This window comes from Phyllobacterium sp. A18/5-2 (assembly GCF_025452215.1).
Taxonomy (GTDB): Bacteria; Pseudomonadota; Alphaproteobacteria; order Rhizobiales; family Rhizobiaceae; genus Phyllobacterium; species Phyllobacterium sophorae.
Genome location: NZ_CP104967.1, coordinates 1062564 through 1088916, shown reverse-complemented (window position 1 = coordinate 1088916; position 26353 = coordinate 1062564). Strand labels below are relative to the sequence as shown.

29 protein-coding genes and 1 pseudogene are annotated in these 26353 nt (G+C 56.4%); 8 read left to right on the top strand and 22 right to left on the bottom strand.

Going from position 1 to position 26353, the window contains the following annotated elements; all coding sequences use genetic code 11:
• Window positions 1-183 precede the first annotated feature (183 nt).
• A complete protein-coding gene (locus N8E89_RS23880) occupies window positions 184-546 on the top strand; it encodes a DUF6481 family protein (RefSeq protein WP_262262308.1) in 363 nt (120 codons plus the stop codon).
• Between the two features lie 144 nt (window positions 547-690).
• Here N8E89_RS23880 and N8E89_RS23875 read toward each other — a convergent pair whose 3' ends face one another.
• Window positions 691-1695 (bottom strand): zinc-dependent alcohol dehydrogenase family protein, encoded by a 1005-nt coding sequence (locus N8E89_RS23875; protein ID WP_262263314.1) that lies wholly within the window; start codon window positions 1693-1695, stop codon window positions 691-693.
• A gap of 147 nt (window positions 1696-1842) precedes the next feature.
• Window positions 1843-2136, bottom strand: coding sequence for a BON domain-containing protein (locus N8E89_RS23870; protein WP_262262306.1), 294 nt, complete (start codon window positions 2134-2136; stop codon window positions 1843-1845).
• Window positions 2137-2177: 41 nt separating this feature from the next.
• On the opposite strand from N8E89_RS23870, the gene N8E89_RS23865 reads away from it, so the two are divergent.
• A complete protein-coding gene (locus N8E89_RS23865; protein ID WP_262262304.1) occupies window positions 2178-3623 on the top strand; it encodes a DUF6880 family protein in 1446 nt (481 codons plus the stop codon).
• 281 nt (window positions 3624-3904) lie between these two features.
• The gene (locus N8E89_RS23860) at window positions 3905-4075 is read left to right on the top strand and encodes a hypothetical protein (RefSeq protein WP_262262303.1); all 171 of its coding nucleotides are present in this window, start codon (window positions 3905-3907) and stop codon (window positions 4073-4075) included.
• 91 nt (window positions 4076-4166) lie between these two features.
• On the opposite strand, the gene N8E89_RS23855 is transcribed toward N8E89_RS23860, so the two are convergent.
• The 11 genes from N8E89_RS23855 to N8E89_RS23805 form a co-directional block, all read right to left on the bottom strand.
• The gene (locus tag N8E89_RS23855) at window positions 4167-4412 is read right to left on the bottom strand and encodes a cold-shock protein (RefSeq protein ID WP_410010405.1); all 246 of its coding nucleotides are present in this window, start codon (window positions 4410-4412) and stop codon (window positions 4167-4169) included.
• 761 nt (window positions 4413-5173) lie between these two features.
• On the bottom strand, window positions 5174-5707 hold the full coding sequence (locus N8E89_RS23850) for an EF-hand domain-containing protein (RefSeq protein ID WP_262262302.1): 534 nt from the start codon (window positions 5705-5707) through the stop codon (window positions 5174-5176).
• A 133-nt stretch (window positions 5708-5840) separates the two neighbouring features.
• Window positions 5841-6074, bottom strand: coding sequence for a hypothetical protein (locus N8E89_RS23845; protein WP_262262301.1), 234 nt, complete (start codon window positions 6072-6074; stop codon window positions 5841-5843).
• 107 nt (window positions 6075-6181) lie between these two features.
• Window positions 6182-6385: a CsbD family protein gene (locus N8E89_RS23840; RefSeq protein WP_262262299.1), complete on the bottom strand. Its 204-nt coding sequence runs from the start codon at window positions 6383-6385 to the stop codon at window positions 6182-6184.
• A 322-nt stretch (window positions 6386-6707) separates the two neighbouring features.
• On the bottom strand, window positions 6708-7547 hold the full coding sequence (locus N8E89_RS23835; RefSeq protein ID WP_262262297.1) for a transporter substrate-binding domain-containing protein: 840 nt from the start codon (window positions 7545-7547) through the stop codon (window positions 6708-6710).
• Complete coding sequence (gene alr / locus N8E89_RS23830) at window positions 7544-8734, bottom strand: alanine racemase (RefSeq protein WP_262262295.1); 1191 nt, start codon at window positions 8732-8734, stop codon at window positions 7544-7546. The genes N8E89_RS23835 and alr overlap by 4 nt, the downstream gene beginning before the upstream one ends.
• Window positions 8731-9489 (bottom strand): ABC transporter permease, encoded by a 759-nt coding sequence (locus N8E89_RS23825; RefSeq protein ID WP_262262294.1) that lies wholly within the window; start codon window positions 9487-9489, stop codon window positions 8731-8733. Before N8E89_RS23825 ends, alr begins: the two co-directional genes overlap by 4 nt.
• Before the next feature lie 10 nt (window positions 9490-9499).
• Window positions 9500-10177 carry an ABC transporter permease gene (locus N8E89_RS23820; RefSeq protein WP_262262293.1) on the bottom strand — a complete coding sequence of 226 codons (678 nt, stop codon included), beginning with the start codon at window positions 10175-10177 and terminating at the stop codon, window positions 9500-9502.
• Window positions 10174-10944 carry an ABC transporter ATP-binding protein gene (locus N8E89_RS23815; RefSeq protein ID WP_262263313.1) on the bottom strand — a complete coding sequence of 257 codons (771 nt, stop codon included), beginning with the start codon at window positions 10942-10944 and terminating at the stop codon, window positions 10174-10176. Before N8E89_RS23815 ends, N8E89_RS23820 begins: the two co-directional genes overlap by 4 nt.
• A 130-nt stretch (window positions 10945-11074) precedes the next feature.
• Window positions 11075-11554 carry a helix-turn-helix domain-containing protein gene (locus N8E89_RS23810; protein ID WP_262262292.1) on the bottom strand — a complete coding sequence of 160 codons (480 nt, stop codon included), beginning with the start codon at window positions 11552-11554 and terminating at the stop codon, window positions 11075-11077.
• A 414-nt stretch (window positions 11555-11968) separates the two neighbouring features.
• Window positions 11969-12550 carry a helix-turn-helix domain-containing protein gene (locus N8E89_RS23805; protein ID WP_262262290.1) on the bottom strand — a complete coding sequence of 194 codons (582 nt, stop codon included), beginning with the start codon at window positions 12548-12550 and terminating at the stop codon, window positions 11969-11971.
• A 179-nt stretch (window positions 12551-12729) separates the two neighbouring features.
• Between N8E89_RS23805 and N8E89_RS23800 the strand changes: the two genes are divergently transcribed.
• Entirely contained in the window at window positions 12730-12975 is a 246-nt protein-coding gene (locus N8E89_RS23800; RefSeq protein WP_262262288.1) for a helix-turn-helix domain-containing protein, read from the top strand.
• Window positions 12976-13443: 468 nt separating this feature from the next.
• Here N8E89_RS23800 and N8E89_RS23795 read toward each other — a convergent pair whose 3' ends face one another.
• The 3 genes from N8E89_RS23795 to N8E89_RS23785 all read right to left on the bottom strand — a co-directional run bounded on the left by N8E89_RS23795 (window position 13444) and on the right by N8E89_RS23785 (window position 15623).
• Window positions 13444-14631, bottom strand: coding sequence for an MFS transporter (locus tag N8E89_RS23795; protein WP_262262287.1), 1188 nt, complete (start codon window positions 14629-14631; stop codon window positions 13444-13446).
• 111 nt (window positions 14632-14742) lie between these two features.
• Window positions 14743-15246, bottom strand: a complete 504-nt coding sequence (locus N8E89_RS23790) for a helix-turn-helix domain-containing protein (protein WP_262262285.1) — start codon at window positions 15244-15246, stop codon at window positions 14743-14745.
• A 47-nt stretch (window positions 15247-15293) separates the two neighbouring features.
• Window positions 15294-15623, bottom strand: a complete 330-nt coding sequence (locus N8E89_RS23785; RefSeq protein WP_262262284.1) for a hypothetical protein — start codon at window positions 15621-15623, stop codon at window positions 15294-15296.
• A gap of 269 nt (window positions 15624-15892) precedes the next feature.
• Between N8E89_RS23785 and N8E89_RS23780 the strand changes: the two genes are divergently transcribed.
• A complete protein-coding gene (locus N8E89_RS23780) occupies window positions 15893-16882 on the top strand; it encodes a class I SAM-dependent methyltransferase (RefSeq protein WP_410010461.1) in 990 nt (329 codons plus the stop codon).
• 423 nt (window positions 16883-17305) lie between these two features.
• On the opposite strand, the gene N8E89_RS23775 is transcribed toward N8E89_RS23780, so the two are convergent.
• The 3 genes and pseudogenes from N8E89_RS23775 to N8E89_RS23765 all read right to left on the bottom strand — a co-directional run bounded on the left by N8E89_RS23775 (window position 17306) and on the right by N8E89_RS23765 (window position 20149).
• A complete protein-coding gene (locus tag N8E89_RS23775) occupies window positions 17306-17815 on the bottom strand; it encodes a helix-turn-helix domain-containing protein (protein WP_262262281.1) in 510 nt (169 codons plus the stop codon).
• A 651-nt stretch (window positions 17816-18466) separates the two neighbouring features.
• Window positions 18467-18625: pseudogene (locus N8E89_RS23770) on the bottom strand (thermonuclease family protein); the annotation flags it as partial.
• Window positions 18626-19237: 612 nt separating this feature from the next.
• Window positions 19238-20149, bottom strand: a complete 912-nt coding sequence (locus tag N8E89_RS23765) for a LysR family transcriptional regulator (protein ID WP_262262280.1) — start codon at window positions 20147-20149, stop codon at window positions 19238-19240.
• A 130-nt stretch (window positions 20150-20279) separates the two neighbouring features.
• Here N8E89_RS23765 and N8E89_RS23760 point away from each other — a divergent pair, with 130 nt between their 5' ends.
• From N8E89_RS23760 to N8E89_RS23750, 3 genes are all read left to right on the top strand, one after another.
• Window positions 20280-20465 (top strand): DUF2798 domain-containing protein, encoded by a 186-nt coding sequence (locus N8E89_RS23760; RefSeq protein WP_262262279.1) that lies wholly within the window; start codon window positions 20280-20282, stop codon window positions 20463-20465.
• Window positions 20465-21907 carry an MFS transporter gene (locus N8E89_RS23755; protein ID WP_410010460.1) on the top strand — a complete coding sequence of 481 codons (1443 nt, stop codon included), beginning with the start codon at window positions 20465-20467 and terminating at the stop codon, window positions 21905-21907. The genes N8E89_RS23760 and N8E89_RS23755 overlap by 1 nt, the downstream gene beginning before the upstream one ends.
• Window positions 21908-22373: 466 nt before the next feature.
• Complete coding sequence (locus tag N8E89_RS23750; protein ID WP_262262278.1) at window positions 22374-23168, top strand: DUF899 domain-containing protein; 795 nt, start codon at window positions 22374-22376, stop codon at window positions 23166-23168.
• Window positions 23169-23753: 585 nt separating this feature from the next.
• Here N8E89_RS23750 and N8E89_RS23745 read toward each other — a convergent pair.
• The 3 genes from N8E89_RS23745 to N8E89_RS23735 all read right to left on the bottom strand — a co-directional run bounded on the left by N8E89_RS23745 (window position 23754) and on the right by N8E89_RS23735 (window position 26295).
• Entirely contained in the window at window positions 23754-24557 is an 804-nt protein-coding gene (locus N8E89_RS23745; protein ID WP_262262277.1) for a transporter substrate-binding domain-containing protein, read from the bottom strand.
• A gap of 83 nt (window positions 24558-24640) precedes the next feature.
• Window positions 24641-25378, bottom strand: a complete 738-nt coding sequence (locus tag N8E89_RS23740; RefSeq protein WP_262262276.1) for a DUF6064 family protein — start codon at window positions 25376-25378, stop codon at window positions 24641-24643.
• Window positions 25378-26295 carry an aldo/keto reductase gene (locus N8E89_RS23735; RefSeq protein ID WP_262262275.1) on the bottom strand — a complete coding sequence of 306 codons (918 nt, stop codon included), beginning with the start codon at window positions 26293-26295 and terminating at the stop codon, window positions 25378-25380. Before N8E89_RS23735 ends, N8E89_RS23740 begins: the two co-directional genes overlap by 1 nt.
• Window positions 26296-26353: the final 58 nt, after the last annotated feature.

Genomic DNA, 26353 nt, shown 5'->3' with positions numbered 1-26353 from the left:
TGTTGCGACCCGTCTGGCATCGCCAGTGTAATTAAGCACTGTATAATCAGCGTCCGCCTTGCAATCGACATAGTGATGGCATCAATGGATTAAATATAAACTTGAGTCTGGGCTCTTGCCTGGTCTTTATTGTCGGCAATCGCTTCGCAAGCGAAGCCATTGCGCCCATAGGACGACCATCAATTGAAAAATCTCAAAGAATTGAGTGAACGGCGTGCAGCTGCGGCGCAGGCCAAAGAACAGCTGCTCAAAAAATTCGGGGCCGCGCCGAAATCGAGCGACCCCGATATGGTTATTAGACGTGCCAAACGAGTGGAAGTTGCCGCGGCACGGGAAACAAGACGAGCAGATCGCGAACGATCGGTGCAGGAAAATCTCGCCCGCCAAACTGCCGAGGCTGAAGCCATTGCTCGTGCCGCCTCGGCCGAGGCCGACGCACGCGAAGCTGACGCAAGAAATCGCATCGCTCGCGTTCTGACCGATGAAGCTGAGCGCAAAGCCGAACGTGATCGACGTTATGCCGCCCGCAAAGCCAAGCAGCGGTAAAAGTCAGCCTTGATCAGTCTTCAAAGACGTCGATGAGCGACAATTAGATCGTTGACGATTCCGAAACGAATGCACAATCCAATTGGAATAGATTGGCCGATGGCCGCATATCGCAATACACGCTTTTAAGCACGAGTTTTGGTGTTACGAATTCTGCCGGTTTCCATGTGGAAGGATGACCGCGGCCCCAGTCAAACGTCCGAAGCGCAGATCTGCAAGCGCGAGGTTCACCGCTTGCAGAGAATAGCAAGAGGTCGTCGTTTTTACACCGGCTTTTCCGGTGATCGTGAAGAAGTCTCTGGCATCCTCACGCGTCAAGTTCGCCACGGAAACCAGCTCGCGCTCTCCCCAAATTGTGGCATATGGCATGGCTGGAATTTCGCTCATATGGATACCGCCGCAAACCACGCGGCCACCCTTCCGCACGGCTCTTAAGGCCGTTGGGACAATGTCGCCGATTGGAGCGAAGATGATGGCGGCATCCAGTTCCACGGGTGGTCTTTCATCAGAACCACCCGCCCAGGCGGCGCCAAGGCTCTTTGCAAAGACCTGCGCCGGCGTGTCTCCCGGACGAGTGAATGCGTAGACTTCCCGGCGCTGCCATGTGCAGATTTGCGTGATGATATGGGCCGCAGCGCCGAAACCATAAAGTCCGATTTTCTCGGCTTTGCCAGTCTTTTTCAGTGACCGCCAGCCAATCAAGCCCGCGCACAAGAGTGGTGCCAAAGAGACCGGATCCGCATGGGAATCGAGTTCGATGGAGAAATTTGCGTCGGCAACCACATGCGTGGCAAAGCCGCCATCGCGGGTGTATCCAGTGAAGACTGGTTCATCGCACAGGTTTTCGTCTCCGCGTTGGCAATAGGTACATCGACCACACGTGTGGCCGAGCCAAGGAACGCCAACGCGGTGCTCCATTCGTATCGGATCGACGCCTTGTCCAACATCGATCACGGTGCCGACAATTTCATGTCCCGGCACAAGCGGCAACCGCGCTGAGGTGAGATCGCCGTCGATGACATGGAGATCCGTTCGACAAACCGCGCAGGCTTCGATTCTAATCAGAACTTCGCCGGTGCTCGGCTCCGGTATTCGGCGGTTCACCAATATCAACGGCTCTCCGATTTTATGGAGAACCATTGCTTGCATATCCGCTTTCATTGGCGTTTCCCAACAGCAAGAAGAGAATGCGGCGTAAACGCCGCGGTCCTGCGGACAATCATACAACGATGATGCGGTCGTCCACCAGCGTTACCCCCGGGGCAGACCAGACGGCGTTGCGTTCCGACCAGGCGTTCACACGCCCCTCGAGTTGACTTTTCTGAACCCGTCGACGTCCACTGTCATGCTCTTGGCTTCGACTTCGGCTGCTCGTTTCAGCGCGTCCTCGATGCGCTTTTTGATGTCCCAAGCGGTCGATCGCGGATTGACCTCGATTTTGTTGTAAACGTCAATCACGCCGCTCAGGCCCCGCACCGCTTCGGCGGCGGCATTCTTTTGGTAGTTCCACTGGAGGGGCGATTGGCCGGCGTACGTGGAACAGATCCCTGCTTTAAACAATTTGCCACGATGGTTGGCCGAGCCTATCACCGTCTATAAGGTCGTTTCGGCAACGAACGCAGGAATAACAAGTGGCATCGAAGACGACATTAAACGCAAAGAATCTTGAGACACTAGGTGTCGAAAGGCTGGCCGCCTTGCTGATCGATATCAGTACGGGAAGTGCGGCCAACAAGCGACTCTTGCGGATCGAGCTCGCCGGAATGCAGAGCGGCGAAGAGGTTGCCCGGGAAGTGACCAAGCGTCTGACATCCATTGACCGGTCAAAGTCTAAGGTAGGATGGCGGCGGGTTAAAGCGCTCAAGAACGATCTCGACACCCAGCGTCGCGTGATCGCTGAAACAATCGCCGGCAGCAACGCAGATGAAGCGCTGGAGGTGATGTGGCGTTTTATGGGAGTGGCTCGTTCTGTCTTTAGCCGTTGTGCCGACGCCAATGGAACGATCATGGCCATTTTCCGTCTCGCTTGTGCTGATCTGAGCGTGATCGCAGAGGCGGCCGAACGAAACCCGCGTCGGCTTGCGGAGCGCGTCTTCAGTGCGCTCCAGGACAATGAATATGGCCAGTACGACACTCTGATAGGGGCGCTAGCGCCTTCACTCGGCGTGGAGGGTCTCGACCACTTGAGATTTCTATTTTTGGAATGGTCAAAACTGGCCGAGAGCAATCTGCCAGGAGCTGACCGAGCTACCGCTGGCCTAAGCGATGCAAGAGCATCCTATGAGGATATCCTCAATCTGCGAAAACGCGATCAAACCATACGAACTGCCCTGGAGCAAATCGCTAACGCTCAGGGAGATGTCGACGCATTCATCGCCCTGCAAGATGCGCAAGCGAAATCCGAGCCGGCGGTCGCCGCACAGATTGCCCGCAAGCTGGTCGACGCGGGGCGACCGGACGAAGCGCTGGATGCCATTAACGAGGCGAACCACACAGTCGGCCACCCAAACACTTTCGAATGGGAAGCCGCATACACGGAGGTATTGGAAGCGCTGGGACGTAAAGAGGAGGCCCAGGAATTTCGGTGGCATTCTTTTGAACGAACGCTTAATGCCGATCATCTGCGAGCATTTCTGAAACGTCTGCCGGATTTCGACGACATGGAGGCGGAGGAGAAGGCGCTCGCGTATGGGTATCAGTATCCGGACGTCCACCGCGCCTTGGCATTCTTATTGTCGTGGCCATCGCTGGATCACGCAGCGAAGCTTGTGATCTCGCGCGCAACAGAGTTCGACGGCGACCGTTATGAATTCCTGACATCCGCAGCCGAGGCGCTGCGGGAGAAACACCCATCTGCATCAGTCATCATGCTGCGCGCATTGATCGACTTCGTGCTCGATCGCGCACGGACCGCCCGATATAAGCACGCTGCCCGTCATTTAGCGGAGGCCAAGCGGCTGGGGGCGGAGATTGGAGACTGGAACTTCATCGATTCCCATGAAGACTATGTCGCGAAGCTAAGGTCTAGTCATCAGAGCAAAACGAAATTTTGGAAGAATTCGATTCAAGAGCATTAAACAAATGTATGTAACTGTTGGATTTTATGATCTTGCTGCAACCCGTCCTACCCTTATCGCCAGAAACCTCGGGGAAAAATTTCAAACTCACTCTTGGCAAGCGTTCCGTCGAACTAACATGCTCAAGCGCTTGCGAAGTAAAAGCATTGCTTCCCGAAACAGGCACCAGCGTTTTGCTTGTGATGCGCAATCAGGGCGCTTTGGAGGATCGAAACAGGATATGTTTGACTCCGTTGATGGCTCATGATCAGGTTTGCTCCTTCCCAACGTAAAGAGATCTCATGAAGCCTTCGAAATCATTTGTCGTTGAAATCAAACGCAACGGCCGTCGGCAGCTCGTTCGTGAACAAGTGCCATTGTGGGACGCCAAGCAACTTAAATCAGCAACGGATACGGTCGGCGAAACGCCAAAAGCTCCTGAAATCGATGCCAAGCTGGACCATGAGAAATAGATAGGCATTACTAAAAGTCGCCGATCTAATTACATAGCCCGTCGCTTGGGATAGATTCTGTTACGCGTAGGAATTCTCGCTGAGTCCTACGTCAAAGCGTACTTAATTGATCAGCTGATGTCTTGCCCGACCTCTTGTCCTGCACGAGCTCATAACTGATCTTCTGACCATCATTGAGACCGCGCAATCCAGCGCGCTCAACCGCAGAGATGTGTACGAACACGTCTGCGCCGCCATCGTCAGGCTGGATAAAACCAAAACCCTTGGTCGAATTAAACCATTTAACGGTGCCTTTAGCCAAGATGAACCCTCCCCTTTCACATGATACGTATCGCATCAATAGCGCGATATGTTCTGCTTCACAATCAGCACGTTGAAATTGCTCGCACGGTTTCGACCAATGCGCACGATTGTTTCAGATCATATGCGCCGGCAAGCTCTTTCCAAGCTTCATGAACGTCAAGCAACTGACCCACGAGCAATAATTGTGCCTCTGGCTATTCGCCGAACGGCACCGTCCGACCGTTGAGGATCTTCAACGCCTTTCGGTATGCCCAATGATCGCTTTGGTGATCTGTGGCCAATCCGCCTTGTGTAATTCATGGCCTCCGCCTTCGACTCGAACAAGGGTCGCACCGCTAACGCTATCGCCTCGCCGTGCATTGGATCGGATGTGCCATGGATAACGAGCGTCGACACCTTTATGTCAAAAGTGCCAAGCGTTCTGGTCCCGTTGTCGTCTGGAATAAGGAAATGGTTCGTAGCGCTAGCAAATGATGGAGACCGTTCGAGGTCTCGTTCGAAGGCGCGTGCGGCATCAGCATCATGGAAATGCCGTGTGCTACCCAGCATGCGCGCATCGCGTAGCATAAACTTCAGAATATCGGCGCGATTGGACCAGTCGAGAGCCACACAGCGTGGGCGGCGTATTGCTCGATCGTCCCCGAAATGCCTCCCCTGACTACTGGGGCCCGTTTGGCAGCGAGCGCTGGCTCTGGCAGAACTTTCAGGCACAGCCGCCCTCACGTGTGGTCCATAGCGATCGTCGCTTGGTGGCTGTAGTGTTGCCCATTTCGGAGTCCCAAGCCAAGCCCTGTCTTAGTCGTTGGTATCGCCTTTTTCGGATTTTTGATGCTGATGATGCCTATGGCCGCCACGTTCATCGCTCTTCCTGCCATTGCGAAGTTCGCTTTGTTCCAATTTGCCATCATCATTGCGATCCAACAAGGCAAAGCGCTTTTCTTTCTGCTTTTCGACTTCTGCGATCGTCACGGCACCATCGCGGTTAACATCAAGGCGATTGGTCATTCGCCGGACCTGACGCTCGACCATTCGCTTCATCACTATCGCCTCAATTTCTTCCGGTGATAGCGTTCCGTCGCCGTTCGTATCGGCCTGCTTCAAGCGATCCGTGTTGGTGAACTCAGACAGGCCCACAGCGCCATCGTCGTTCGCGTCCATATTTCCTCTTATTTGTTTCCCATTGTTGCTGGCAGGCGCGGGTTTGTTTTGCGCTTCGGCGGGCGCTGGTGCCTGCGTCGGTGCGGGCGTTTGCGTTTGCGCGAAGACGCCACCCACTCCAAATGCCGTAAGAAATGTGCCCGACAAAATAAGAGCGAGGATACGTTTCATTTGTTGTCTCCTAAATCGCGAGCGGTTTCTCCGCCCGTTGAGGAGAACGTAGCGGTACGAGAATGAACGGGAGATGATGGGTGGATTAATTTTTGGTAATGTACAACGCGATGTCTACACTAAGCAACGCCCGTCATTTCATGTCAATAACTTCACCAGCGGTGTAGAAAACGATGGGAGGACCATATTTCTCCGTCCCCTGCCGTGTTTCTTGGCTCCAGGCAATAACTCCTGCGTGCTTTGACGCCAGATCACTTGCGACCGTCCTTGCCTGTTCCTCCGACCCACACCGTTGCGGTTCGCCAAGCCGAAACAACTCTCCGCCTTCACCCTGTTCAAAGACCGCAACAAAATAAATCTGATCCATCCGATGTCCTCCTGTCACTGTGCGAAATCACAGCGGAAGAATTGAAAACTTTCGTAAGTGGCCCAACAACCGCACGGTGCTGGGCCACGTTCATCGCCGGTTGAACTCTACCAAGTCTGACTGTTATACCAATCGTCGACCTCCCGCTTGGCCGCGTCTTTGGCTTTGCCGTACCGCTCCTGAATTTTACCTTCAAGTTGGTCACGCTTCCCGGCGATGACGTCGAGGTCATCATCGGTCAACTTGCCCCATTGCTCTTTGATTTTGCCCTTCAGCTGCATCCAATTGCCTTCTACACGATCCCAATCCATGACAAACCTCCTTGTTTGATGGTTTGAAACGCGCCACACGGTGACAGTGTTCCGATCAAAAGTTCCACAATCGCTTGGCGCTCAAAATCATGAGGATGGCGTCAGCTGGGAAGCATTCGGTTCCTCGAGCTGGCCGACAGCCAGTTGCACCAATAGTGACAGCGAACTGCGCCGTGTCTACGATCACCTCAACACGACACTGCGCAAATGCCTCGGCTACGAGACCCGCCGAAGTGTCTCGGCAAACGATCATGGCGAGGACGCGATCAATACGCTAGCTTGCCGATGCTCCAAACTCGCTCCTCAGCGAGAACTCACAAGTTTAGTTGGACACCAAGTCTGCTCCGAACCATTTCAAACTTAGTGCCCTCAGAGTACCATCCGCTTTAATTTCTTCAATCGCGCCATTGAACTGTCCAGTAATCATCTCGTCATGCTTCCGCAATCCTATACCGACGCCGGGCCCGAAAGGTCCACCCGAAATTCTGGGGCCGTAGAGCGCTGCCATCGCACCCTCTTTGGACTCCAGAAATGCCTTCCAGACGGAGTAATCTGCTAGTCCCCCGTCGATCCGGCCTGCTACCAGATCGAGATTCAGGTTGTCCTGCTTATCGTACGTCCGGACTTCGACTGTGTCGCCAAAATACTCCCGTACAAATGCTTCGGCGTTCGTCGATCCCTGCACGCCAATGATTGTTCCCTTAAGGTTGTCCTTCAGGGCTTGGAGAACGCCCCTCTCCTCTTCCGCTTCGGACGACAGATTGACTTTCAAATCGCTGGCCATCTCGGGGAGATCAAACGACTTCCTGACAACAAAGTAATTGGAGGTCAGTGCATAGGGATCCGAAAAGGCGATAACCTGCTTTCTTTTTTCGGTGATCGACATTCCGGCCATTATAGCATCGAATTTGCCGACGTTCAGAGCGGGAATGATACCGTCCCATGCTTGCGTGACGAATTGGCATTTCAATTTCGCACGTTCACAAAGCGCCGTTCCGACATCGATGTCAAAACCGACCGGTTTTCCAGACGTGTCGACTGCATTCCAAGGTGGAAATGCGCCTTCCGTGGCAATCCTGATCGTTTTGCCGTCCTGGGCATTTGCCTGGGCGGCAATCGCGGTAGCGAAAAGGAAGGATAACAGTCGTTTGAAACCATTCATTGTGGATTACCCTTTCGAGTTTGCTTGGCGGTGTAAATCCTCGGGACATGATCTCTGAGCTGCGCGTAGAGGCCGACGATATCTGTCCCCCAGGAGGTGGCGACTTCTTCATGCGTGATGGATTGATCACCTTGACGGCCGAGCAGCACGACCTGATCTCCAAAGCGAGCTTCTGGAACATCGGTTAAGTCGATACGTATGTGTTCAAGATGGGCGGGAGGCAGCAACCGAGCTCGCTTTCCCCGTATGAGGCCCACGGCACCGCTTGGAACCTGCCTGGGAAACCCGTCTCCCCAACCCATGCCAATCACCCCCATTGTCATCCCCGGATTGATCCCGAAAATGGCGGGTACGGGGCCGAGTGAAGCGTCGAGGCGCTTGACCGAGACTAGGCTTGCGGAGATGGATTTCAGTGCGGGGCGCAACGTTACCGGGCGGGTGGGCTTGTCGGATTCTGACAGCCCGAAAAAGAGCGCCCCTGGATCAACGGCATCGAAGTCCATGTCCGGATGATTAAGCACCCCCTCTGTACTGGACATCATCACCACAGCTGGCCGCAAACCCAGAACGCCGGCTTCTCGCAATATTGTACGCATTCTATCAAGCTGCTCATGCGCATCTGATGGCTGCGCGGTCGGCAACTCACTCATGTGGGCGTAGATGCCCTCGACATCCACATCCGCAAGACCTCTGGCTGTGGCGAGAATTTTGTTCGCTTCCATCGGTGTGGTCCCGGCACGGAAGAACCCAAGATCGACCTTTATGAACACACGCGGTCTCGTCATGGCAGTTCGCCATTGCACCAACTCATCGACGGTGGAAACGCTGACGGTCAGATCAAGAGACTCAATCGTCGGCGCTGCCGAAGGCAGGGCGCCCGGATAGAGCAGAAGCGGGTGGGACACGCCCTCCCGGCGAATGGCGATCGCATCGAGTAGCGAAGCCACCGCGAAGCCATCGACACCCTCCTTGGCCAAAGCAGAAGCGACTGGACCAGCGCCGCACCCGTATGCGTTGCGTTTCAGGCAAGCATAGATCTTAACGTGCCGAGGCAGATGACTGCGCAATTGCCGGTAGTTGTGTCGAATTGCATCAAGGTCGATCTCGTACCAGCTACCTCGCATGATTGCGGCGGTGGCATGATCTGCCCCGCGTACTTCCGAAAGGGGCACCAGAACGGTCCTCATGATGCCAATTCCTGCGATGCGGACATTTTCTCGGCGGCGCTGGGACGCGAGCGGCTGTTGTTGCTTGGGTCGATGCGTCTCTGATGCTTTGCCATATGCCTTTCCAACTGGCCAAAGAAATGAACGATCACAAATGTGAAGCCGAGATAAATCAGTGCCGCCGATATGAAGACCTCGTAGGGAGAAAAGGTCTGCGCCACGATCTTGCGCCCCGTGCCGGTTAATTCCATGAGAGTGATGGTGCTGGCGAGAGAACTCGCCTTCAGCATCAAGACGACCTCATTGGCGTAGGCCGGAAGCGCGAGCCGAAAGCCGACAGGAAGGACGATCCGTCGAATGCGCAACGCGTAGGACATACCGAGCGCTTTCGCAGCTTCGATTTCACCCAAAGGAACCGCACGTATTCCACCACGCAAAATCTCCGTCGTGTAGGCTGCATTGTTCAGGGAAAACGTGATGAGTGCGCACCAGTAAGGCTCTCTCAATATGCTCCAGGCAACACTTGACCGTATCCACTCAACCTGGCCGGCCCCGTAATAGATGAGGAATAGCTGTACCAGCAGGGGGGTGCCGCGAAACACGAACGTGTAGAGGAGAATGGCATGCGAGAAAACGGGCCACGGCGATGTTCGCAACAGCGCAAATGGAACGGCAATGAGAAGTCCAATAGCAACGGAAATCACCGTCAGTTGCGCCGTGAGGAGCATACCTTCGATAAGAAGTGGCAGAACTTCGACAATTAGATGCAAGTTCATGACCAATGTCTCACTTCGCGAACCGGACGCCGCGATCGGCGCGGCGCTCAAGCCATGTCAGGCCGAATAGCGAAAGGGAGGTGAACAACAGATAAAGGCTGGCAGCGATCGAATAGAACGTCAGTGGATCATGGGTGGTTCCTGCAGCGATACTCGTCTTACGCATCAGATCTTCGAGACCGACCACGGAAATCAGCGCCGTGTCCTTTAGCAACGTGAGCCAAAGGTTGCCGAGTCCAGGTAACGCATAGCGCCACATCTGGGGGACAATAACGAGGTGCCATATGCAAAACCTCGACAGACCAAGGGCTTGAGCCGCCTCAATCTGCCCTGAAGGCACCGCCTGAATTGCCGCCCTGAAGACTTCGGTCGCGTACGCTCCAAAAACGATCGTCAATGCAAAGACGCCAGCGGCGAACGCATCGACCTCGACGTAGTGACCAAACAGCGCTGTCAACGCAACGGTGCCGCCAAAGTACAGGATAAGAATGATAAGGAGCTCGGGAACGCCACGGACAATCGTGGTATAGCAGCCAGTGAGCCACCGAATAATCCGAAGCCGGCTGCGCTTTGCCACCGCACCGCAAATACCGACGCAGACACCAAGCGCCAGACTTGTGAATGCTGTGCGAAGTGTAGTGAATGCGCCAACGGCTATTTGATCGCCAAAGCCATGCAACTCGATCATTGGCAACGATCCCCGAGATGCGCTGACAGAAACTGTTTAAACCGCGGTGAGGAGGGCTTGCTGAAGAGTTCGCCCGGATTGCCGTCCTCTTCGATCTGTCCCTGATACATAAACACGATGTGGTTGGAGACCTCACGGGCAAATCCGAGTTCGTGCGTAACGATGAGCATCGTGCGCCCTTCATCCGCGAGCGATCGAATGACTTTCAGAACCTCCCCAACCAACTCCGGATCCAGCGCGGAGGTCGGTTCGTCAAAGAGAAGTATCTCTGGTTCCATCGCCAGAGCACGCGCGATCGCCACCCTTTGTTGTTGCCCGCCGGAAAGATGAACTGGGTAATCGTGGCGTTTGTCGGCCAGGCCCACTTTTAGAAGCAACTCTTCTGCCCGTAGGCAGGCCTCTTGTTTCGAAATGCCCAGAACATGGACCGGTGCTTCGACAATGTTTTCGAGAACGGTCTTGCATGACCAAAGGTTGAAGTGCTGGAACACCATCCCCAGCTTGGCGCGCAGAGCGTTGACCTCTCGCTGACCCACGAGACCGCCGCTCATCCTGACACGTTTTCCGGCAATCCAGATTTCACCTTCCGTAGCCTCTTCCAGAAAGTTTAGGCATCGCAGAAACGTACTTTTTCCGGAACCGCTGCTTCCGAGGATGGAGATCACATCGCCGCGCTGTGCGGTCATGGAAATCCCTTTGAGGACCTCGATCGCACCAAAGCGCTTCTTGAGATTCTTGACGCGTAGCGGGGCGTTGATGTCAGAAATGACCGACCGGACTTTGCCGGCATCAGGTAGAGTATTCACTGGGGACCTCGGCTCGTTTTCGCGAGGATGCGATAGCCAGCGCGACCACGCTTGCAGTAAATTGATGCAAGTGCGGGATCTGATCAGTAAATCATTGCGATGCGTTGCCGGGCCAGATGCCGCGATATGCTAAGGGGGTCGTTCCCGTTTCTCGCCGGAAGGCATTGGAAAAATGGCTTGAACTGGAGAAACCACAGGACAAGGCGATGTCGGTGACAGGCCTGGAGGAATGGCGCAAAAAGTCCTTTGCCCGCTCGATCCTGCGCCGGATAATGAAGGTGTATGGCGGACAACCGAGCGTTTGCCTGAATGCGCGGCAAAAGTGGGGAACGCTCAAACCGGCAAGGTCGGCCAGTTGTAAAAGCGACAAGTCAGCCGTGAGGTCATCGTCAATTTTCGCAATCACACGGTTAAGGTTCGTGGCGGCGAGCCCGCCTTTGCGCACGGGGGCCGGATATTTTTGCTTGCGCATCAGCTGCGTGAAGATTGTGGCGGTATAGCTCTCGACAAGCATGGTGCTGAGCGGATTGCGATCCCGAATCTCTGCGCCTATCCCGCGGGCCGCGTTCATGATGATGGCATCCTCGAGATCCCAGATCGGGCGAGAGCGACGGCAGCGCGCCGGGCGGCACCCGGGCAAGAAGCTCTGCCACGTGCGCCGGTTTCACCAGGATTGACAGGTAGGCAGCTGTCGAGGCGCCAGCCTCCCAGCCCCGCCAGCTGCATTCGGCGGGAACAAACAGGATTGCCCCGGGCTTTCGCGGGACAAACCCGGCGTTCCTGCCATCGATGAAGTATTGGCCACGCTCGGAGTTGCCCTGCACATTGAGCAGAACAAGGTGCTGGCTGGAGGTGATTGCTGTCTCCTCTGTCGCAAGCCCGCTCCGCCGGACAAGATCGGCCTCGACGCGGTGCCACGACCTCCGGTCATGGGAGGTTGTCCGGCAGTCACCGACCTTGAAGGCAGGCGGCGGCGCGGGCTTCGTCATGCCCGCCCCCGATCCGCATCATCCGATGCCAAAACTGTTTGAAACGCCCGCTGCGGGTCCGGTGCGCCGCCGTGGCCATTTTCTGTCTTCGGCCGCTGGCATCCCTCGTCGCCCTTCAGCGCCGACAATTCTTCGCCCAAAGCCGCGATGAGGGCGGATACGCGGCGGCGCGTGCGAGGATGCAGCCGCATCACCCCTTCAATCAGCCGGCGCCCCTCACTGCTTGCCAGGAATGTGATCCGCTCGTCGACGGGGAGAGACGCCACCTCGCCCTTCTGCGTCGCATTTCCCGGCAGACCTTCGAACAAGCGGCCGACGGGCACACCGAGGCATGTCGCGATTTCAAAGAGCATGGATGCACTGATGCGGTTTTTGCCGTTCTCATATTTTTGTAATTGCTGGGGGCTTACCCCGACAGCGCGGGCCAGCTCGGCCTGCGTTACGTCGGATTGAAGGCGGACGGCGGTAACCTGACGCCCGACATAAAGGTCAGCAGCATGTGGCCACTCGCCCGCGCCTGGTTGCGGGTGAAGCGGGCGGGGTTGCCATTCGGTCCGCGGGACTTTTCGGTGATGCATCCGTCACTCCCCGTTGAGTGAGTATTTCGCGGTACGCCCCCGCGAGAGACACCAAACAACAAGCAACAATCGACTGAATTTGATCACCAAACGCACCTGCTGGTTGGTCCGCCGCTAGTGCCACCGCGGCCTCAGAAAACGCAATGTAGCCATAAACTCTGTCGCCATAAAGAGTTAAAATGGACAAATTCGATATTGTGAAACGAGACCGTCCATCACCTTTACGAAAAACGTTAGCGCACAATATAAGGGCGCAGCGTAAGGTTTTGGGTATCAGTCAGGATGAGTTGGCCTTCCGTACTGAAATGCATCGCACGAACGTCTCGGCGATCGAACGCGGCGTTCGCAACGTCAGTCTTGATAACTTATACTATCTTGCAAAAGCCCTAGAAATCTCCCCGGCTAATCTGATCGCCGAGACATAGTGCGCCGCGAGATGAACTAATTGGCAAGCAGAGTTCTCAACGGACGACAAGGCGAAAAGATGCTTTGCGCATAACGGTTCAACCGCGCACATCGAAACTTGCGCAAAGTTGACACCACCATCGTATGGTCAGCTCGCGAGGACTTAGAAGAAATGCACGGAAATATTCTCGCTATCTAGCGGTCCTGGTCAACCAATGTTGCAGGACGACGACGCCTCGACTGCGGTCATCATATGGCTGAGGAGGCCCCCGGAAGAATCTTCTCGCGACCCCAACGCGTTTTTTCCTCGCCTTAGCAAATCTGCGTCTGAAACGGACAACCAAGGAAGTTGAGATACTGTCGCTACGACCTTCCCGCGCTCTACGATAGTAGTGTCGAGCTTGCTCGCAAGGGAATAATCGGGGGCAATCGGCAATCGCCGAAAATCCGGCGCTTTTCTGCGACCTTGGCGCAAGGTCCATCGCCGTTCAACCTTTTTGGTACCAATCAATCCGAGAAACGATCAGAACGATTAGGCTCAGAGCGAGGATCCCAGCAAATACCAGAAAAATTGTAGAGGGTCTTACCTCGTCGGAAAACGCTGCACCAATTGCAAAAAGGATCAATCCGAGAAAAACTCCGGTGCAATGTAGAGCGCCTTTTGCCCGGCCCAAGGTCGCTCGTGGAATGCTCGATTGAAGCGTGACCTCAACGGCAACCCTGCCCAGATTATAAAGTGCGCCCAACGTAGCGAACGCGAGTAGCGCCCACGGCAAATCCAACATTTTCAGCACTGCAAACGAGAAAGCGGTAAGGGCGAGTACGACCAGGTGCAAGATCGGGATGTCTATGGCCCGGACCAGCGGCATAAGAAGGATGGCGCCCAGGATGGACCCAGCGGACCAGGCGCTTTCAAGCTGTCCATAATCTATAGCGCTGCCTCCGAGTTCTTCCAACACAAAGCTCGGGCCAATAACGCTTACCAACATGCCCCCGAGGTACAGAAGTGCGTAAATGGCGCCGAGTCGGAGCAAATGGTTGTCCACAAGCAGTTCCGATTCGGTTGTATCTCCTGTATCCTGAGTAGACAGTGGTTCTCGCCGGACGAGGCACATACAGCATACGGATATCGCAAAAGCCGAGGCAATTGCTGCGAGCGCAAACGTCTGGGTGGAGACGTGCAGCAAGACACCAGTAAGCGCTGCCGCCACCAGACTTCCTGATTGCGTCAAAAAGCACACGATGCAATTTGCTGTCGAGAGCCGAAGACCAGCACCAACGGATGGTATCATGGACTGAGACGCCGTAAGCGCAATCCGGTCGCACGCCGCAAAGGGAATTGTCGACAACCAGATCGCCCAATGCAAATCCGACCCAATCATGATGGCCCCCAGAGCCAACGCGGTTAAGAAGCGGACGAAATCGGCTATCAAACAAAGAAGACGCCGATCGCAGTGATCAGATATCCATCCTGCGAGTGGGCTCGCGATCAGTTCTGCCATGCTCAGGGATGTGAAAAACACTGCTACAGCTGATACGCCGTGTCCCGAAACAACGAGGATCCAGGCGCAGGCAAAGTGGTAGGCGCTCCGCCCTACGGCCGAAGCAAACGTGCTCGCGAGGTACCAGTTGAACGAATGCGATCCATAATCTGCGCCGGAACAGGATCGAGGCATTGGCAGCTTTCGGAAATGGCTTTGCAAGTATCATTGGAAATTTCTGACCGTTACGCTTTCGGATTCGTGCCGGACTTTCGAAATCGTGCCAAAATATCTCCGCCATGGGCATCAACTTCGCCACCTGCGGCGGAACTCCGACGGGCCGGTGCGAAAGGCTTGTTTGAAGGCAACGGTAAAGTGACTTGAACTCGAAAACCCACATTCCAGTGCAATGTCGGTCGCCGAAAGATCGGTAGCACGAAGGAGGTCGACTGCGCGTTTCAACCGATGTTCTGCAACATATGAATGAGGTGTCTTGCCCGTGGACTGCTTGAACGCGCGAAAGAAGTGACGTCGACTTACGCCAATCTCTCGGACAAGTTCCTCCAGGCTCGGCGGGTTCGCCGGTCGGCTCTCGATGATGGCGTTTATACGCTTGAGATTGAGCGGTGAGAGTCCACCCTTGGCTGGCTCCAGACCAACACCATTAAGTCTGAGTAACTGTACGAACAGCTGGACGGCCTGGCTTTCAGCCATGGCAGCACTGATTGGATCGGGGTTATTGAGCTCGGTCGCGATCCTTTGAAGCGAATCTTCGATGATGTTGTCTCGAAACCCGATGGCCGGCTTCAAGCCCGCCAGGTGCCTGGAACCGAGGGATTGCTCAATGAACGTGGTATTTACGGATACGAATAGATATGAACCGATGGCGTCTCCCTCGTCCCATCCACTCCATTCACGGTGAGCAGGTACAAAAACGACAGAGCCCGGACGGCGGGGGTGAAGCCAACCGAACGCCCTTCGACGAAATCCTCACCAGACCGTGCCCCACCCTTCAGGTTTATCAGAAACGAATGTTGGTCACGAGCAATGCGCGTCTCCTGACGTGCTAATCCCGTTCTTTTAACGATGTGCGCCCGCACCATTCCCCAGTCGATATAGTTGTGGACCAGAGTTTGATGAACCGAGCGGCGGACCTCGTCGGGTTGAAATTCAGATGTATCCGTCAAAAGAGGCGATCCCTCCAATTAACTAATTACAACGGGTTATAGATTCATCTTGGGTTATCGAACAATCCGCGATCAACCCACGGTTGGCGATGATGGCACTTTCGTGAAAAAAGGGCATGCCGGTGAAAGCGCGCTATCGAACCGCGGTCTACCACCTATGGGACGGTGCGCTGGCGGCAGATGGGCACGGCCTGCATAATCACTGCGGAATACCATCTGACAGCCCGGCGGCGTCGTACCTTGGAATGCAATCACGTAGGTGTACCACGATGCAAGCTTTCACGGACTTTATCACCGAGTGCGACCGCGGCCCGCGTTTGAACCAACTGGCCGGCTTCTTTGCCGAGACCGCGGCCGGCAAGGCTGGAATGCCCATTCGCAGACCCGCCGTCGATACACGGCTTTTGCCCTATGACATACTTCTTCATCGTTTCGTCGAACTTCATTCACGCCGCCAAGGCTTCTTCGACCAACACTATCATAGCAGTATTCCGTATCGCCTGGAGGAGGAATGCCGCATGGCGCATGCGCTCCTGCGATATAGCCAATTGAACACGAATGACGTGTTGCTCTATAGTCTTGGCACTGGGGAAGGCACGATGGCGCGTAGTTTATCCGAACTGAGCCGGGGGAGTATTCGATCGTTGTCTTGCAGTCCGAACGCGGAGAATTACAAGTGCTTCATGGCGTTCGGTGAACCGGCCCACGCCAGCTTTTTCCTCGGTCCCTTCCATCGCTTGACCAAAGAACACCTCCGTTCCGACAAGAAGCTCGAGCCGTTTTCTGACGGGTTCGACTTCATCCTGGAAGACACCACGTTTCAGATGTACTCACCCAATCGACCAAAACAAATCGAATTTGTCGCTCAACATCTCAAGGCTGACGGCATCCTCTTGCTCTTGGAGAAGTTCCGGGCCGTTGATGCCGGAGAATACCAAGGACGTGAGTCTCAAAAGGACTTCGGCTTCAAGACGCATTACTTCGGTACCGAGGAGATTGCGAGGAAAACGAAACTCGTGCTCACAACAATGCACGACGGCCAAGTGACCTTGGCAGAGATGGCGCGCGCAGTTTATGCACAATTTAAACACTGCGTCGTCACGTGGAACAGCGGAAACTTCTATGGTCTTGCGGCAAGTAACAGTCGCGAAAATCTTTGGCGCTATCTCTCGTTGATGGTCCATCCTGCGATACCGTTCGAGTACGTCTATGAGCCAGAGCCTTACACCGACCTGGCGAGGTGGGTGGGAAGCCTATGATCCGCTCCGTTGTATTTAACCCGTCTCAATCTGATCAGTTGCAGTTACACGCTTGGGGTCACCGGCATGCAATCGACATCGCGAAACGCGTCGGCAAGAATATTAGAAAAGTGCTTGGACCAGGAGCTTTGGACACTTTTGGAGCGGCATGCTCGTCTGATGACATCTATAGAAGCGCTTCAGACGAAAATGCCCACAACGAGCGAGGTTCGACGGGCCCTTGCGATAAAAATTCTTGAAGAACAATTCCTCCGCAAGCATCTGATTGACGTTCGTCCCTCTACAAACCTGGGGGCCCAATCCAAATTGATATATCTGAGTTTGATGCTGGCAAAGACTCGCACCTCCATGGATGAAGGAACAATCACGCGAGTCATGAGATCGGTAGAACTGTTTCTTTAGCGCAGCGCCGCGGGTCGCCTCCTAAGTCTTGTTCGCCTTGGCCTGAAGAACGGCGATGGTCTCTAGCAGCGTCGTGACGGAAGCCATAGTCTCGGCAGGAAGATCCTCCAGCAATTTCATTATTCGGAACCTGCTTTCGGCTTCCACTTCTGTCTTGCCCCACAAGTGAGGAGCAGTGCTGAACAGCATGGAAAGCGGGGATGCCCCGAGGACTTCGCTCAGGTGGATCAGTCGGCTGACCGTCATTTTAGATGAGTTTCGTTCGTAGCGTCCGTATACCTGCTCGCTTAGACCAACAAGTCTCGCTATCTCCGCCCTGCTGAGGCCTTCTTCTTGACGACAGCGCCGCAGTGCTTCACCAAGTTTGTTATCCAATTCTCCGAACGTTGCTATACCGTCGAAACCAGGTCTCCTGTAGACCGGTTTTTCATTGTCGGGATCAGTGGTTTCCACCAGTTCCAATTCCGCGATGTGGTTTTTCAAATCCTTACTCATTTCCCAAGTCCAAAACGTTGCGCTGATGTCATACATCACGACGGCGCCAAAAGGCCATGCACTTCGTGGAAATTGGCTCTATCGATCAAGGCCGCCAAAACTCTAGCGAGCGCAATCATCGGTCATTTGCGCAAGTTGAACCAGAACCGGGTGAGTTGACCAGAGACCTCCTCCTTCATATCGAAATAATACGGGTCGGGTCGTAAAGGCCTCTGCATGAATTCTGTGAAGGAGCAGGAAGGACCATCTGAGAACATCCGCGTGACACCATCGCCGGAAGCATCTCGCGACGAATGAACTCTTGAGCGGCAAGTCGTTACGCGGCGCATGCACCTAGACTTTTCCCCAGAGGCTTGACGGTCGCGGACACCGCCACTCGCGGTCGGCATCCATCCCGCCGGGCACTCCATATATCGTTCATATTCCGGCTTTCCGGCACCAGCTCCCTGGCAGATCGGCCACGAAAACCCGGGCTTCTTCATCGCTGTGATCAGTTTCTCCATGGGTGGGCGGCAGCTGGCGACATCGTGCCAGGACGGGTTGGAAGACGCAGCACACAAGAGTACCTCACAGCCCCAATCGCTCGCTTGCGAGGGCGAGGCAAAATAAAACGCAAATGGGATGGAGAGCATCGATGTAAGGATAAATTTCACGGACAATGACCCCCTTGAACATGGTGTTGAAAGCCTAGCGGTCACGGCGGGTTGGTTGATGGTGCGCATCGGCGAACGGTGGCGTGATCTCGTTTTGGCGCTCGGCAAGCAGATTGATGTCGGCCAATGGCTTGCGACCTAACGTCTTGTCCACCGCCTTTTGGCGCCACTCCGCCATGTCGAGGACATACGATTTCTTGCTTTTCCATTTCGTCTCCTTTTTTGTCCTTGCCTCCCGTATTCGGGAGCCATCCGATCCCGCGCCGCGAAGACCAAATGGGCAAGGGCGCGATTGGACGAGGGACGCTCGTGACAAGCCGGCCGCGGCGTAGCCTCCCTTGCGCCATTGAGGGCGCAAGCGGCATTTCTTGGACGCCACGAACCGCCTTAGCGCAGGATGGGCCGCGTGCGAGAAGGGGAAGCGTGAAGACTGGCTGGGCGCGGCTTCAGCGGAGCCGACAGCCCAGCCTGCGAGGACGACGCGCCCTCAAGGGTGTCGGGGAGTGCAACGGCCAGGAACAATCCGACGCGTCGGACGAGCCTGTCGGTAAGGACAGCTGGATCCTTTGTGGGGCCGCAAACGTTGGGGGTGCTGCTTTGGCTGAACCTGACTTGCAGTTGGAGATCGAGTCGATCGTTCACCGGTAAGCCCGGCTGAGCACCATCGAGAAGGGAATGCACCTGTGGCCACTCAGGGTTCAAGTCGACCACATAAGCTCGTAGCATAACGAGGTCTTCAGATGCCTGGGACCGACTTGGAATGGCGCGGTCATCCTCGCGAAATCACCGCGGCCTTCGGCAGCTCTTACGCGTGGATGAATGGTGGTTGGTTCGCGCAAGCCTCCCGCACACATCCCCGCAGCCAGCGATGGGCAGGATCTGCATCCAGCCGCGGGTGCCAGAGCAATGAAACCATGACCTGCGGCGTTGAGACCGGAAGGGGAAAACTATGCATTCCGGAGCGCAGGTTTCCAGTATGACGCTCGGGAACACTGGCGATCAGGTCACAGCCCCGAGCGAGAGCCAGCGCGGCGGAAAAGCCGCCGACAATCGTGACGATCTCCCGTTCCAGTCCGAAAGGAATCAAGGCTTCATCAATTGGTCCATTGTCGAGCCCGCGCCGCGAGACGCTGATGTGCCTGCCGGCAGCATAACGAGAAGGTGTGATTTCGCCCTGGCTCAGCGGGTGCCCCTTGCGCACGACGCCGATGAAGCGGTCTCGGAACAACGGCTGCGCACGCATCTCGGGACTCGTCGTCTTTCCCGCAACACCAGTTTCCAGATCGACCGTCCCGTCGCGAAGGGACGCGCTGTCTTTGTCGGGCTTTTGGACAAAGCGCAGCCGCACGCCTGGAGCTTCCTTGCCAACGCGAGCAATGACGTCCGGTCCGAAATTCTCCACAAAGCCTTCGCTGGTCCGCAGCGTGAAGGTTCGATTGAGTTGGCGAAGGTTGAGGTTCTCGGCAGGGCGTAGAACCGCTTGCGCGTCCTGCACGAGCTGACTGACCCGCTCGCAAAGTTCGAGGGCTCGTGGGGTGGGAACGAGACCGCGACCGGCCCTGACCAATAGCGGATCGCCCGTCGCCTCACGCAGCCGTGCCAATGATCGGCTCATCGCCGATGGGCTAAGCCGCAACCGCTTGGCCGCGCGCGCCACACTCCCTTCTGCGAGCAGCACATCAAGGGTTACAAGCAAATTGAGATCGGGTGTCGACATGCATCGACCTTAGCACAGTCGCTTCACGATGTGGCGTCAAATGCACGAATAAAGTGCAAATGGTGCGTGTTCCGCCATGTGAGGCAACGGACTATGTAGGTGGGAGTTGCAACCAAGGAATCATCTGCCCATGTCCGCCCGCTTTGCGCCTGCAGTTTTCGGTTTCGTATCCTCCTGCTTCATGTCCTTGCTCATCACGGCAATCGCCACTTTGCGCAATGCCCGGTCTGTTGACGATTGTTTCAGCATCGGTGCCGGTGCATGGCGAGCGCCATGGATCATCGCGTTGCCAGTCATCCTGGTCGTTATCGCATGATGATTTTCGCAAGGCAGGATGCCGTTACCTCAGGCGCCAGGCTCCCGGCCCGGTGGGCCCTCGCCAGCCTTTCGCTCTCCATGTTGCTGTCCTCGCTCGGCACCAGCATCGCCAATGTTGGCTTGCCGACGTTGGCACAGGCCTTCAACGCGTCCTTCCAGGAAGTCCAGTGGATCGTCCTCGCTTATCTCCTCGCCATCACCACCCTGATTGTTAGCGTCGGGCGGCTCGGGGACATTGCCGGCCGTAGACGGCTGCTCCTTGCGGGAATCTTCCTGTTCACTCTGGCTTCCGCCTTGGGCGGCCTTGCCCCGACGCTCTGGCTGCTGATTGGCGTCCGGGCGGTGCAGGGCATCGGCGCGGCCATCATGATGGCGCTCGCCATGGCCTTGGTTGGTGAGACGGTTGCGAAGGCAAAAATCGGAAGTGCCATGGGGCTGCTTGGAACGATGTCCGCGATTGGCACGGCGCTCGGTCCGTCGCTCGGCGGCGTTCTGATCGCCGGAGCCGGCTGGCGGGCAATCTTCCTCATTAATGTGCCGCTGGGTATCGTTACGTTGCTTCTCGCTTACCGCACTTTGCCAGTTGACACCCAAGCGCCAAAGACCGGTCGGACCGGTTTTGACATTGCTGGCACGCTCCTGCTTGCTTTGACCATCGCCGCCTACGCCCTTGCCATGACAATCGGGCGCGGTCGTTTTGGTCCCCTCAATACAGCTCTGTTGCTGGCCGCCGTGTTCGGCGTTGGCCTTTTTGTGCGCATCGAGATGAGAGCAGCATCGCCTTTGCTCCGATTGACGATGTTTTTCGATCCACGCTTAAGTGCGGGCCTTGCCATGAGCGCGCTCGTCTCGACGGTCATGATGGCGACGCTGGTGGTCGGCCCGTTCTATCTCTCCCGTGGTCTCGGGCTCGGCGGGGTCCTTGTTGGCATCGTGCTGTCGGTCGGTCCGCTTGTCGCCGCGCTGGCCGGCACGCCGGCCGGTCGCATTGCGGACCGCTTTGGCACCGAGCGGATGACCATCGTTGGGCTCGCCGCCATTGCCGTCGGTTCCTTGGCGCTATCCTTGTTGCCGGCGATGCTCGGCGTCGCCGGCTATATCGCGCCCATTGTCGTCATCACCTGTGGTTATGCGCTGTTCCAGACAGCCAACAACACCGCCATCATGACGGATATCAATCCGGACCAGAAGGGCGTCATTTCCGGTATGCTCAACCTGTCGCGCAATCTCGGGCTCATCACCGGTGCATCTGTCATGGGCGCTGTGTTCGCGCTCGGGTCGGCGACGATCGACATCACAACAGCGCATGCCGAGGCGGTTGCCAAAGGAATGCGGATCACGTTTGCAGTGGCGGCATTTCTGATTGTTGGCGCGATCATGATCGCGGTCAAAGGCCAAGCTGCCGCGATACGTGGATCGCCCGCTGCAGACGTGTCATGATGCACCCTGGCACGCGGACGGATCCGCGTTTTCGCACGGATGCAGACGATATCGACGACGCAGACAGCTGCACACAAGGCCTGCTGGCAGCGAGACATCCTGAGATGGGGTGCGTTGCTCGACCTTAAGCGGCAGTTCGCTCGCCCTCAGCCGGACTCGTTTGTGCCCAACTTGGACGTTATCCGCATCAAATCGCGTTGCGGCAACTCTCCGTGACCGCCGCCTCAAAGCGCGAGCGCGGGGTTCTGCCGTGCAGCGCCAGCTGTCAATGCGCCGAGGGACCACCTGCTTTGAGCGTGCGCCGAGGCGGCCCTCGTCAGCAACGCCATTTAAATACCGCCACACTTGTTACTCCCACCATTCGATTTCCAGTGCCAAACTATCGCACGATCAACAGCCAGCGATGCGTAGCGGCGGAATCGCCACGAGGCGCAGAATCTGCTCAAATCAGGAGGTGTAAAAAGCCATGACGACATCAGCCGAGAACGGAAAAAAAGGCGCACAGCCTGCCATGCACACACCACCGGTCGTTTCATCGCAAGTGTGGGAGACGGCGCGCGAGCAGCTGCTCGTGAAGGAAAAGGCCCAGACCCGCGCCCGTGACGCGCTGGCCGCCGAGCGGCGGCGAATGCCGTGGATGGCCGTGGAGACGGCATATGCGTTCGAGGGGCCCGCGGGCAAAGCCAGCCTGCGCGATTTGTTCGATGGGCGGCGGCAGTTGATCGTCTACCGCGCTTTCTTCGAACCGGGAGTGTTCGGCTGGCCCGACCAGGCTTGCCGGGGCTGCTCCATGGTGGCTGATCAGGTCGCCCATGTCGCTCACCTGAACGCCCGCGACACCACTCTCGTCTTCGTTTCGCGTGCGCCCCAGGCGGACATCGCGCGGCTGAAGGCGCGGATGGGTTGGAAGATGCCCTGGTTCACCCTCACGGACCGTTTCGACGCCGACTTCGGCGTGGACGAGTGGCACGGCACAAACGTGTTCTACCGCGATGGGGAACGCGTGTTCCGCACCTACTTCATCAACAACCGCGGCGATGAGCAGATGGGGAGTACCTGGAACTATCTCGATATCACGCCGTTGGGCCGGCAGGAGGTCTGGGAGGACTCGCCCGAGGGCTATCCTCAGACCCCTACCTACAAGTGGTGGAACTGGCACGACAGTTACGTCGCAGACGCAGCGCCCGACAAGAAGTGGGTCGAGGTGTCGGATGCCGGAGAGGCGGCCTTCCGGAACCAATCCCCGAGCACGAAGCCATGAATAATGCCGGCCCCGCTGGATCCAACCGGCGTCACGGCCGCATGAGGCGTCCGCGCTCGGCCGCAACGCGACGGTCTGTCAGCAGACGGCGCATGCACGGCTCCGGCATGATATGTGACCTTTCACCCTGCATGCGATCGGGTCAGCGAAACATGCTCTGCGTGGTCAATCGATGATCGTTCAACGGGACAACTTTAAACTGGATTGAAAAAAACACCGTCACTTGGCACAGTCGAAGCGCGCCTGGCGGTATTATCTGTGCAATAGCCAAGTATATCACTCCGCATGGGTTTACAGGGATGCTGGCTTTCTGAAATACTTCGTCATCCTCCTGCTTCCCAGCCGACCTGCTTTTTGCACGTCGGCCAGCTAACACCAGCTCATTCTCCCTGCGGGCTGGTGTTTCTTTGTAAAGCTCTGCGCGCACGTCTTTGCCCCCTCAGTTGAGCAGATGCGGGCACACCCCCTTGTCGCACCGCGGTTTCCTCTCATCGCTGCCTTCATCAGGCCTTCACGTTGCAATATGAGGGACTATCGGCGACCAGAGTCTGCTGCGCTGCCATTGGATCGTTTGATAAAACGGCGCTACTTGACGTGCGCGTCGTAGATGCGGTCGAACTCACCCGTCGCCTTGGCAAGATGCACCCATTGATCGACATATGCCTTGAAGACCACGGCACCCTTAGGCAGCATATAACCCATTTCGCCATATTGGAGCGGCTTGTCGGGATTGATCGCGCAAAGGCCGGGATGAAGCTTCTGCTGGAGTTCGGTTTCTACCGATTCTGCGATCATAATGTCGGCCTTGCCATCGAGAATTTGCTGGAAGATCGTGACGTTGTCCGGGTAGATTTCTATTTTCGCGTCGCTGAGTTTTTCACGCACGAATTTCTCGTTGGTCCCGCCGGGATTAACGATCACGGTCACATCCGGCTTGTCGATGTCAGCGATCGTCTGGAACTTCGCCTTGTCCGCGCAGCGCGCGATCGGCGCCTTGCCGTTAATCAGGTAAGGCTCGCTAAAGAACACCTGTTTCTGGCGTTCCAAAGTCACCGAAATGCCGCCCATCGCAATGTCACATTTGCCGGCGGTAAAATCTGGCAGCAGCGTCTTCCAGGTCGTCTCCACGAATTGCGCCTCTACCCCGAGTGACCTTGCCAGAGATTGCGCCAGATCGATATCGATACCCTGGTAATTGTTTGCAGACTTGTCGTGAAAGGTGAAGGGCTTGTAGTCGCCGGTGGTACACACGCGCAGCTTGCCGTTCTTGACAACCGCATCAAGCTGGTTTTCGGCGTCAGCGTTCTGCGCCGTCGCCGGAGCGGCCAACAGTGCCACAGTCAGGGCGGCGGCAAGCGCGGCGACAAACGGCGAGGCAAGAGCTTTCATGGATTGATCTCCGTTGGACAACAGGGATGCAAACTTCGAGAAATGGCCGGCAAAGGTCAACAGGTTTTTCCCGGCGTGATTGCTCACCGCGATCCTGACGGCGCTGACATCCCGTGCAGACGCCTTGCAGTCATCCTGCATTGGGTGGTGGACTGGCGTCGCGATAATGCAAGCCCAACACCGGTGGTCAGGACGACGGCAACCGCGGCTAGAGCCAGCCATGCCTGTGCTGATCCCATAGCCGATAGTGTCAACGCGGTTATGAAACACCAAAGGACTGGAATGGGAAAAAGGAGCGCAAGATACCGACCGCGTGCGAGAACCAACAATCCCAGCGTTCCTATCACCGTTGGATCGGGGGCCATACCGAAAAGCTGCATCTGCCTCCACGGCGTTCCTGAAAAAAAGGGAAGCACGGGATAGAGCAGGAGCGCGCTGGCGATGAGCACCAAACCGGTCCAGCTTGCAAAGCCGCGTTGCGTAAAGACAAGTCCATTGGAGGCAATGCCGACGATCAGCAGCAAGATGGACTGAAGTGCAAACATCGGAGCGACGTAAGCCATTGCCCAATTGATGGTCGCATAGCGATTCCAGACAAACGAATATCCAACAATGGCCCACAGAAGAGCAAGGATGATTGCGATCCATCGACCATGGTCCTTTGGCCGCCAGATGACCAGCAAGACCATCGCGAAACCGGCGCTTAACGTCAGAAGCGCCAAGGGCCACATCTGAGCATTTTGCAGCTCGAACATGCGCCAATAGACACGCGGCGAAAAGAGAAGCAGGTCCGCTGGCCGGTAACTCCACCATTGCGCCATCAAAGATCCTGCACGTAGGACACCATCCTTGCCCGCATGGCTGCGTCCGGCATAACGCCCCTGGCAGCATCAACATTCTCGCGCACATGATCGACGCTGGTTGTTGCCGGAATGGCGACAGTGACAGCCGGGTGCGAGACAATGTACTTCAAAATAAACTGCGCCCAGGTGGAAGCGCCAATTTCCGCTGCCCATTCGGGCACGTCGTCACGCGCCAATCGGCGGATGAGCCGTCCCTGCTGGAACGGCCGATTGACGATCACGGCTATGCCGCGTTCTGCAGCGAGCGGAAGCAGCCGCTGCTCCGGCTCGCGGTCAACAACATTGTAGCTAAACTGCACAAAATCGAGCGGCTGTGTGCGCATGATTTGTTCCAAAAGATCATGGCGTCGCCCATCAGACGTCGTGACCCCGAAATAGCGCACTTGCCCAGCCGTCCTCATGTCAATCAGGGTTTTCAGATGCGCCTCCCAGCTAAGAAGATTGTGAACCTGGACAAGGTCAAATCGCGGTACACCCCAGTAGCGACGTGACCGTTCGATCTGTTCGGGGCCGCTCGCGCCGGACGAGGTCCACACCTTCTCTGCCGAAAACAGCGATTTGGGATGGCCCAGCTTTTCAAGGCCGTATCCGATCACCGGTTGCGATGAGCCATACATCGGTGAGCAATCGATCATGTGTCCGCCTGCTGCAAAGAAAGCCGCCATCACTTGCGCGCAGTCGTCCATCAGCGCGGTATCATCGCCGACATTGAAAGTGATCCAGCTCCCGAGGCCGACAGCCGCAATTGCCTCATGGGACGAGGGAATTTGCCGTGTTAGCGGCTTACTTGGCTGTGCCGTTGTCAGCGACGGGGATATAACGCCTGCGCCCGCTATCAACGCACCTTCGAGAAACATCCGCCGCCCAATTCGCATGCTTCCTCCTTACGGCAATAACCTCCGCAATCCCCGATGAGGATCGAGGTCATCTGCT

Coding starts and splice junctions, on each gene's coding strand:
- N8E89_RS23750 (WP_262262278.1), top strand. CDS start 22,374: ATGACGACATCAGCCGAGAACGGAAAAAAAGGCGCACAGCCTGCCATG.
- alr (WP_262262295.1), bottom strand. CDS start 8,734: ATGAGGACCGTTCTGGTGCCCCTTTCGGAAGTACGCGGGGCAGATCAT.
- N8E89_RS23795 (WP_262262287.1), bottom strand. CDS start 14,631: ATGCCTCGATCCTGTTCCGGCGCAGATTATGGATCGCATTCGTTCAAC.
- N8E89_RS23805 (WP_262262290.1), bottom strand. CDS start 12,550: ATGCATCACCGAAAAGTCCCGCGGACCGAATGGCAACCCCGCCCGCTT.
- N8E89_RS23765 (WP_262262280.1), bottom strand. CDS start 20,149: ATGTCGACACCCGATCTCAATTTGCTTGTAACCCTTGATGTGCTGCTC.
- N8E89_RS23740 (WP_262262276.1), bottom strand. CDS start 25,378: ATGGCGCAATGGTGGAGTTACCGGCCAGCGGACCTGCTTCTCTTTTCG.
- N8E89_RS23840 (WP_262262299.1), bottom strand. CDS start 6,385: ATGGATTGGGATCGTGTAGAAGGCAATTGGATGCAGCTGAAGGGCAAA.
- N8E89_RS23835 (WP_262262297.1), bottom strand. CDS start 7,547: ATGAATGGTTTCAAACGACTGTTATCCTTCCTTTTCGCTACCGCGATT.
- N8E89_RS23735 (WP_262262275.1), bottom strand. CDS start 26,295: ATGCGAATTGGGCGGCGGATGTTTCTCGAAGGTGCGTTGATAGCGGGC.
- N8E89_RS23860 (WP_262262303.1), top strand. CDS start 3,905: ATGAAGCCTTCGAAATCATTTGTCGTTGAAATCAAACGCAACGGCCGT.
- N8E89_RS23820 (WP_262262293.1), bottom strand. CDS start 10,177: ATGATCGAGTTGCATGGCTTTGGCGATCAAATAGCCGTTGGCGCATTC.
- N8E89_RS23855 (WP_410010405.1), bottom strand. CDS start 4,412: ATGCGATACGTATCATGTGAAAGGGGAGGGTTCATCTTGGCTAAAGGC.
- N8E89_RS23800 (WP_262262288.1), top strand. CDS start 12,730: ATGGACAAATTCGATATTGTGAAACGAGACCGTCCATCACCTTTACGA.
- N8E89_RS23755 (WP_410010460.1), top strand. CDS start 20,465: ATGATTTTCGCAAGGCAGGATGCCGTTACCTCAGGCGCCAGGCTCCCG.
- N8E89_RS23810 (WP_262262292.1), bottom strand. CDS start 11,554: ATGAACGCGGCCCGCGGGATAGGCGCAGAGATTCGGGATCGCAATCCG.
- N8E89_RS23780 (WP_410010461.1), top strand. CDS start 15,893: ATGCAAGCTTTCACGGACTTTATCACCGAGTGCGACCGCGGCCCGCGT.
- N8E89_RS23850 (WP_262262302.1), bottom strand. CDS start 5,707: ATGAAACGTATCCTCGCTCTTATTTTGTCGGGCACATTTCTTACGGCA.
- N8E89_RS23775 (WP_262262281.1), bottom strand. CDS start 17,815: ATGTATGACATCAGCGCAACGTTTTGGACTTGGGAAATGAGTAAGGAT.
- N8E89_RS23825 (WP_262262294.1), bottom strand. CDS start 9,489: ATGAACTTGCATCTAATTGTCGAAGTTCTGCCACTTCTTATCGAAGGT.
- N8E89_RS23875 (WP_262263314.1), bottom strand. CDS start 1,695: ATGCAAGCAATGGTTCTCCATAAAATCGGAGAGCCGTTGATATTGGTG.
- N8E89_RS23760 (WP_262262279.1), top strand. CDS start 20,280: ATGTCCGCCCGCTTTGCGCCTGCAGTTTTCGGTTTCGTATCCTCCTGC.
- N8E89_RS23745 (WP_262262277.1), bottom strand. CDS start 24,557: ATGAAAGCTCTTGCCTCGCCGTTTGTCGCCGCGCTTGCCGCCGCCCTG.
- N8E89_RS23845 (WP_262262301.1), bottom strand. CDS start 6,074: ATGGATCAGATTTATTTTGTTGCGGTCTTTGAACAGGGTGAAGGCGGA.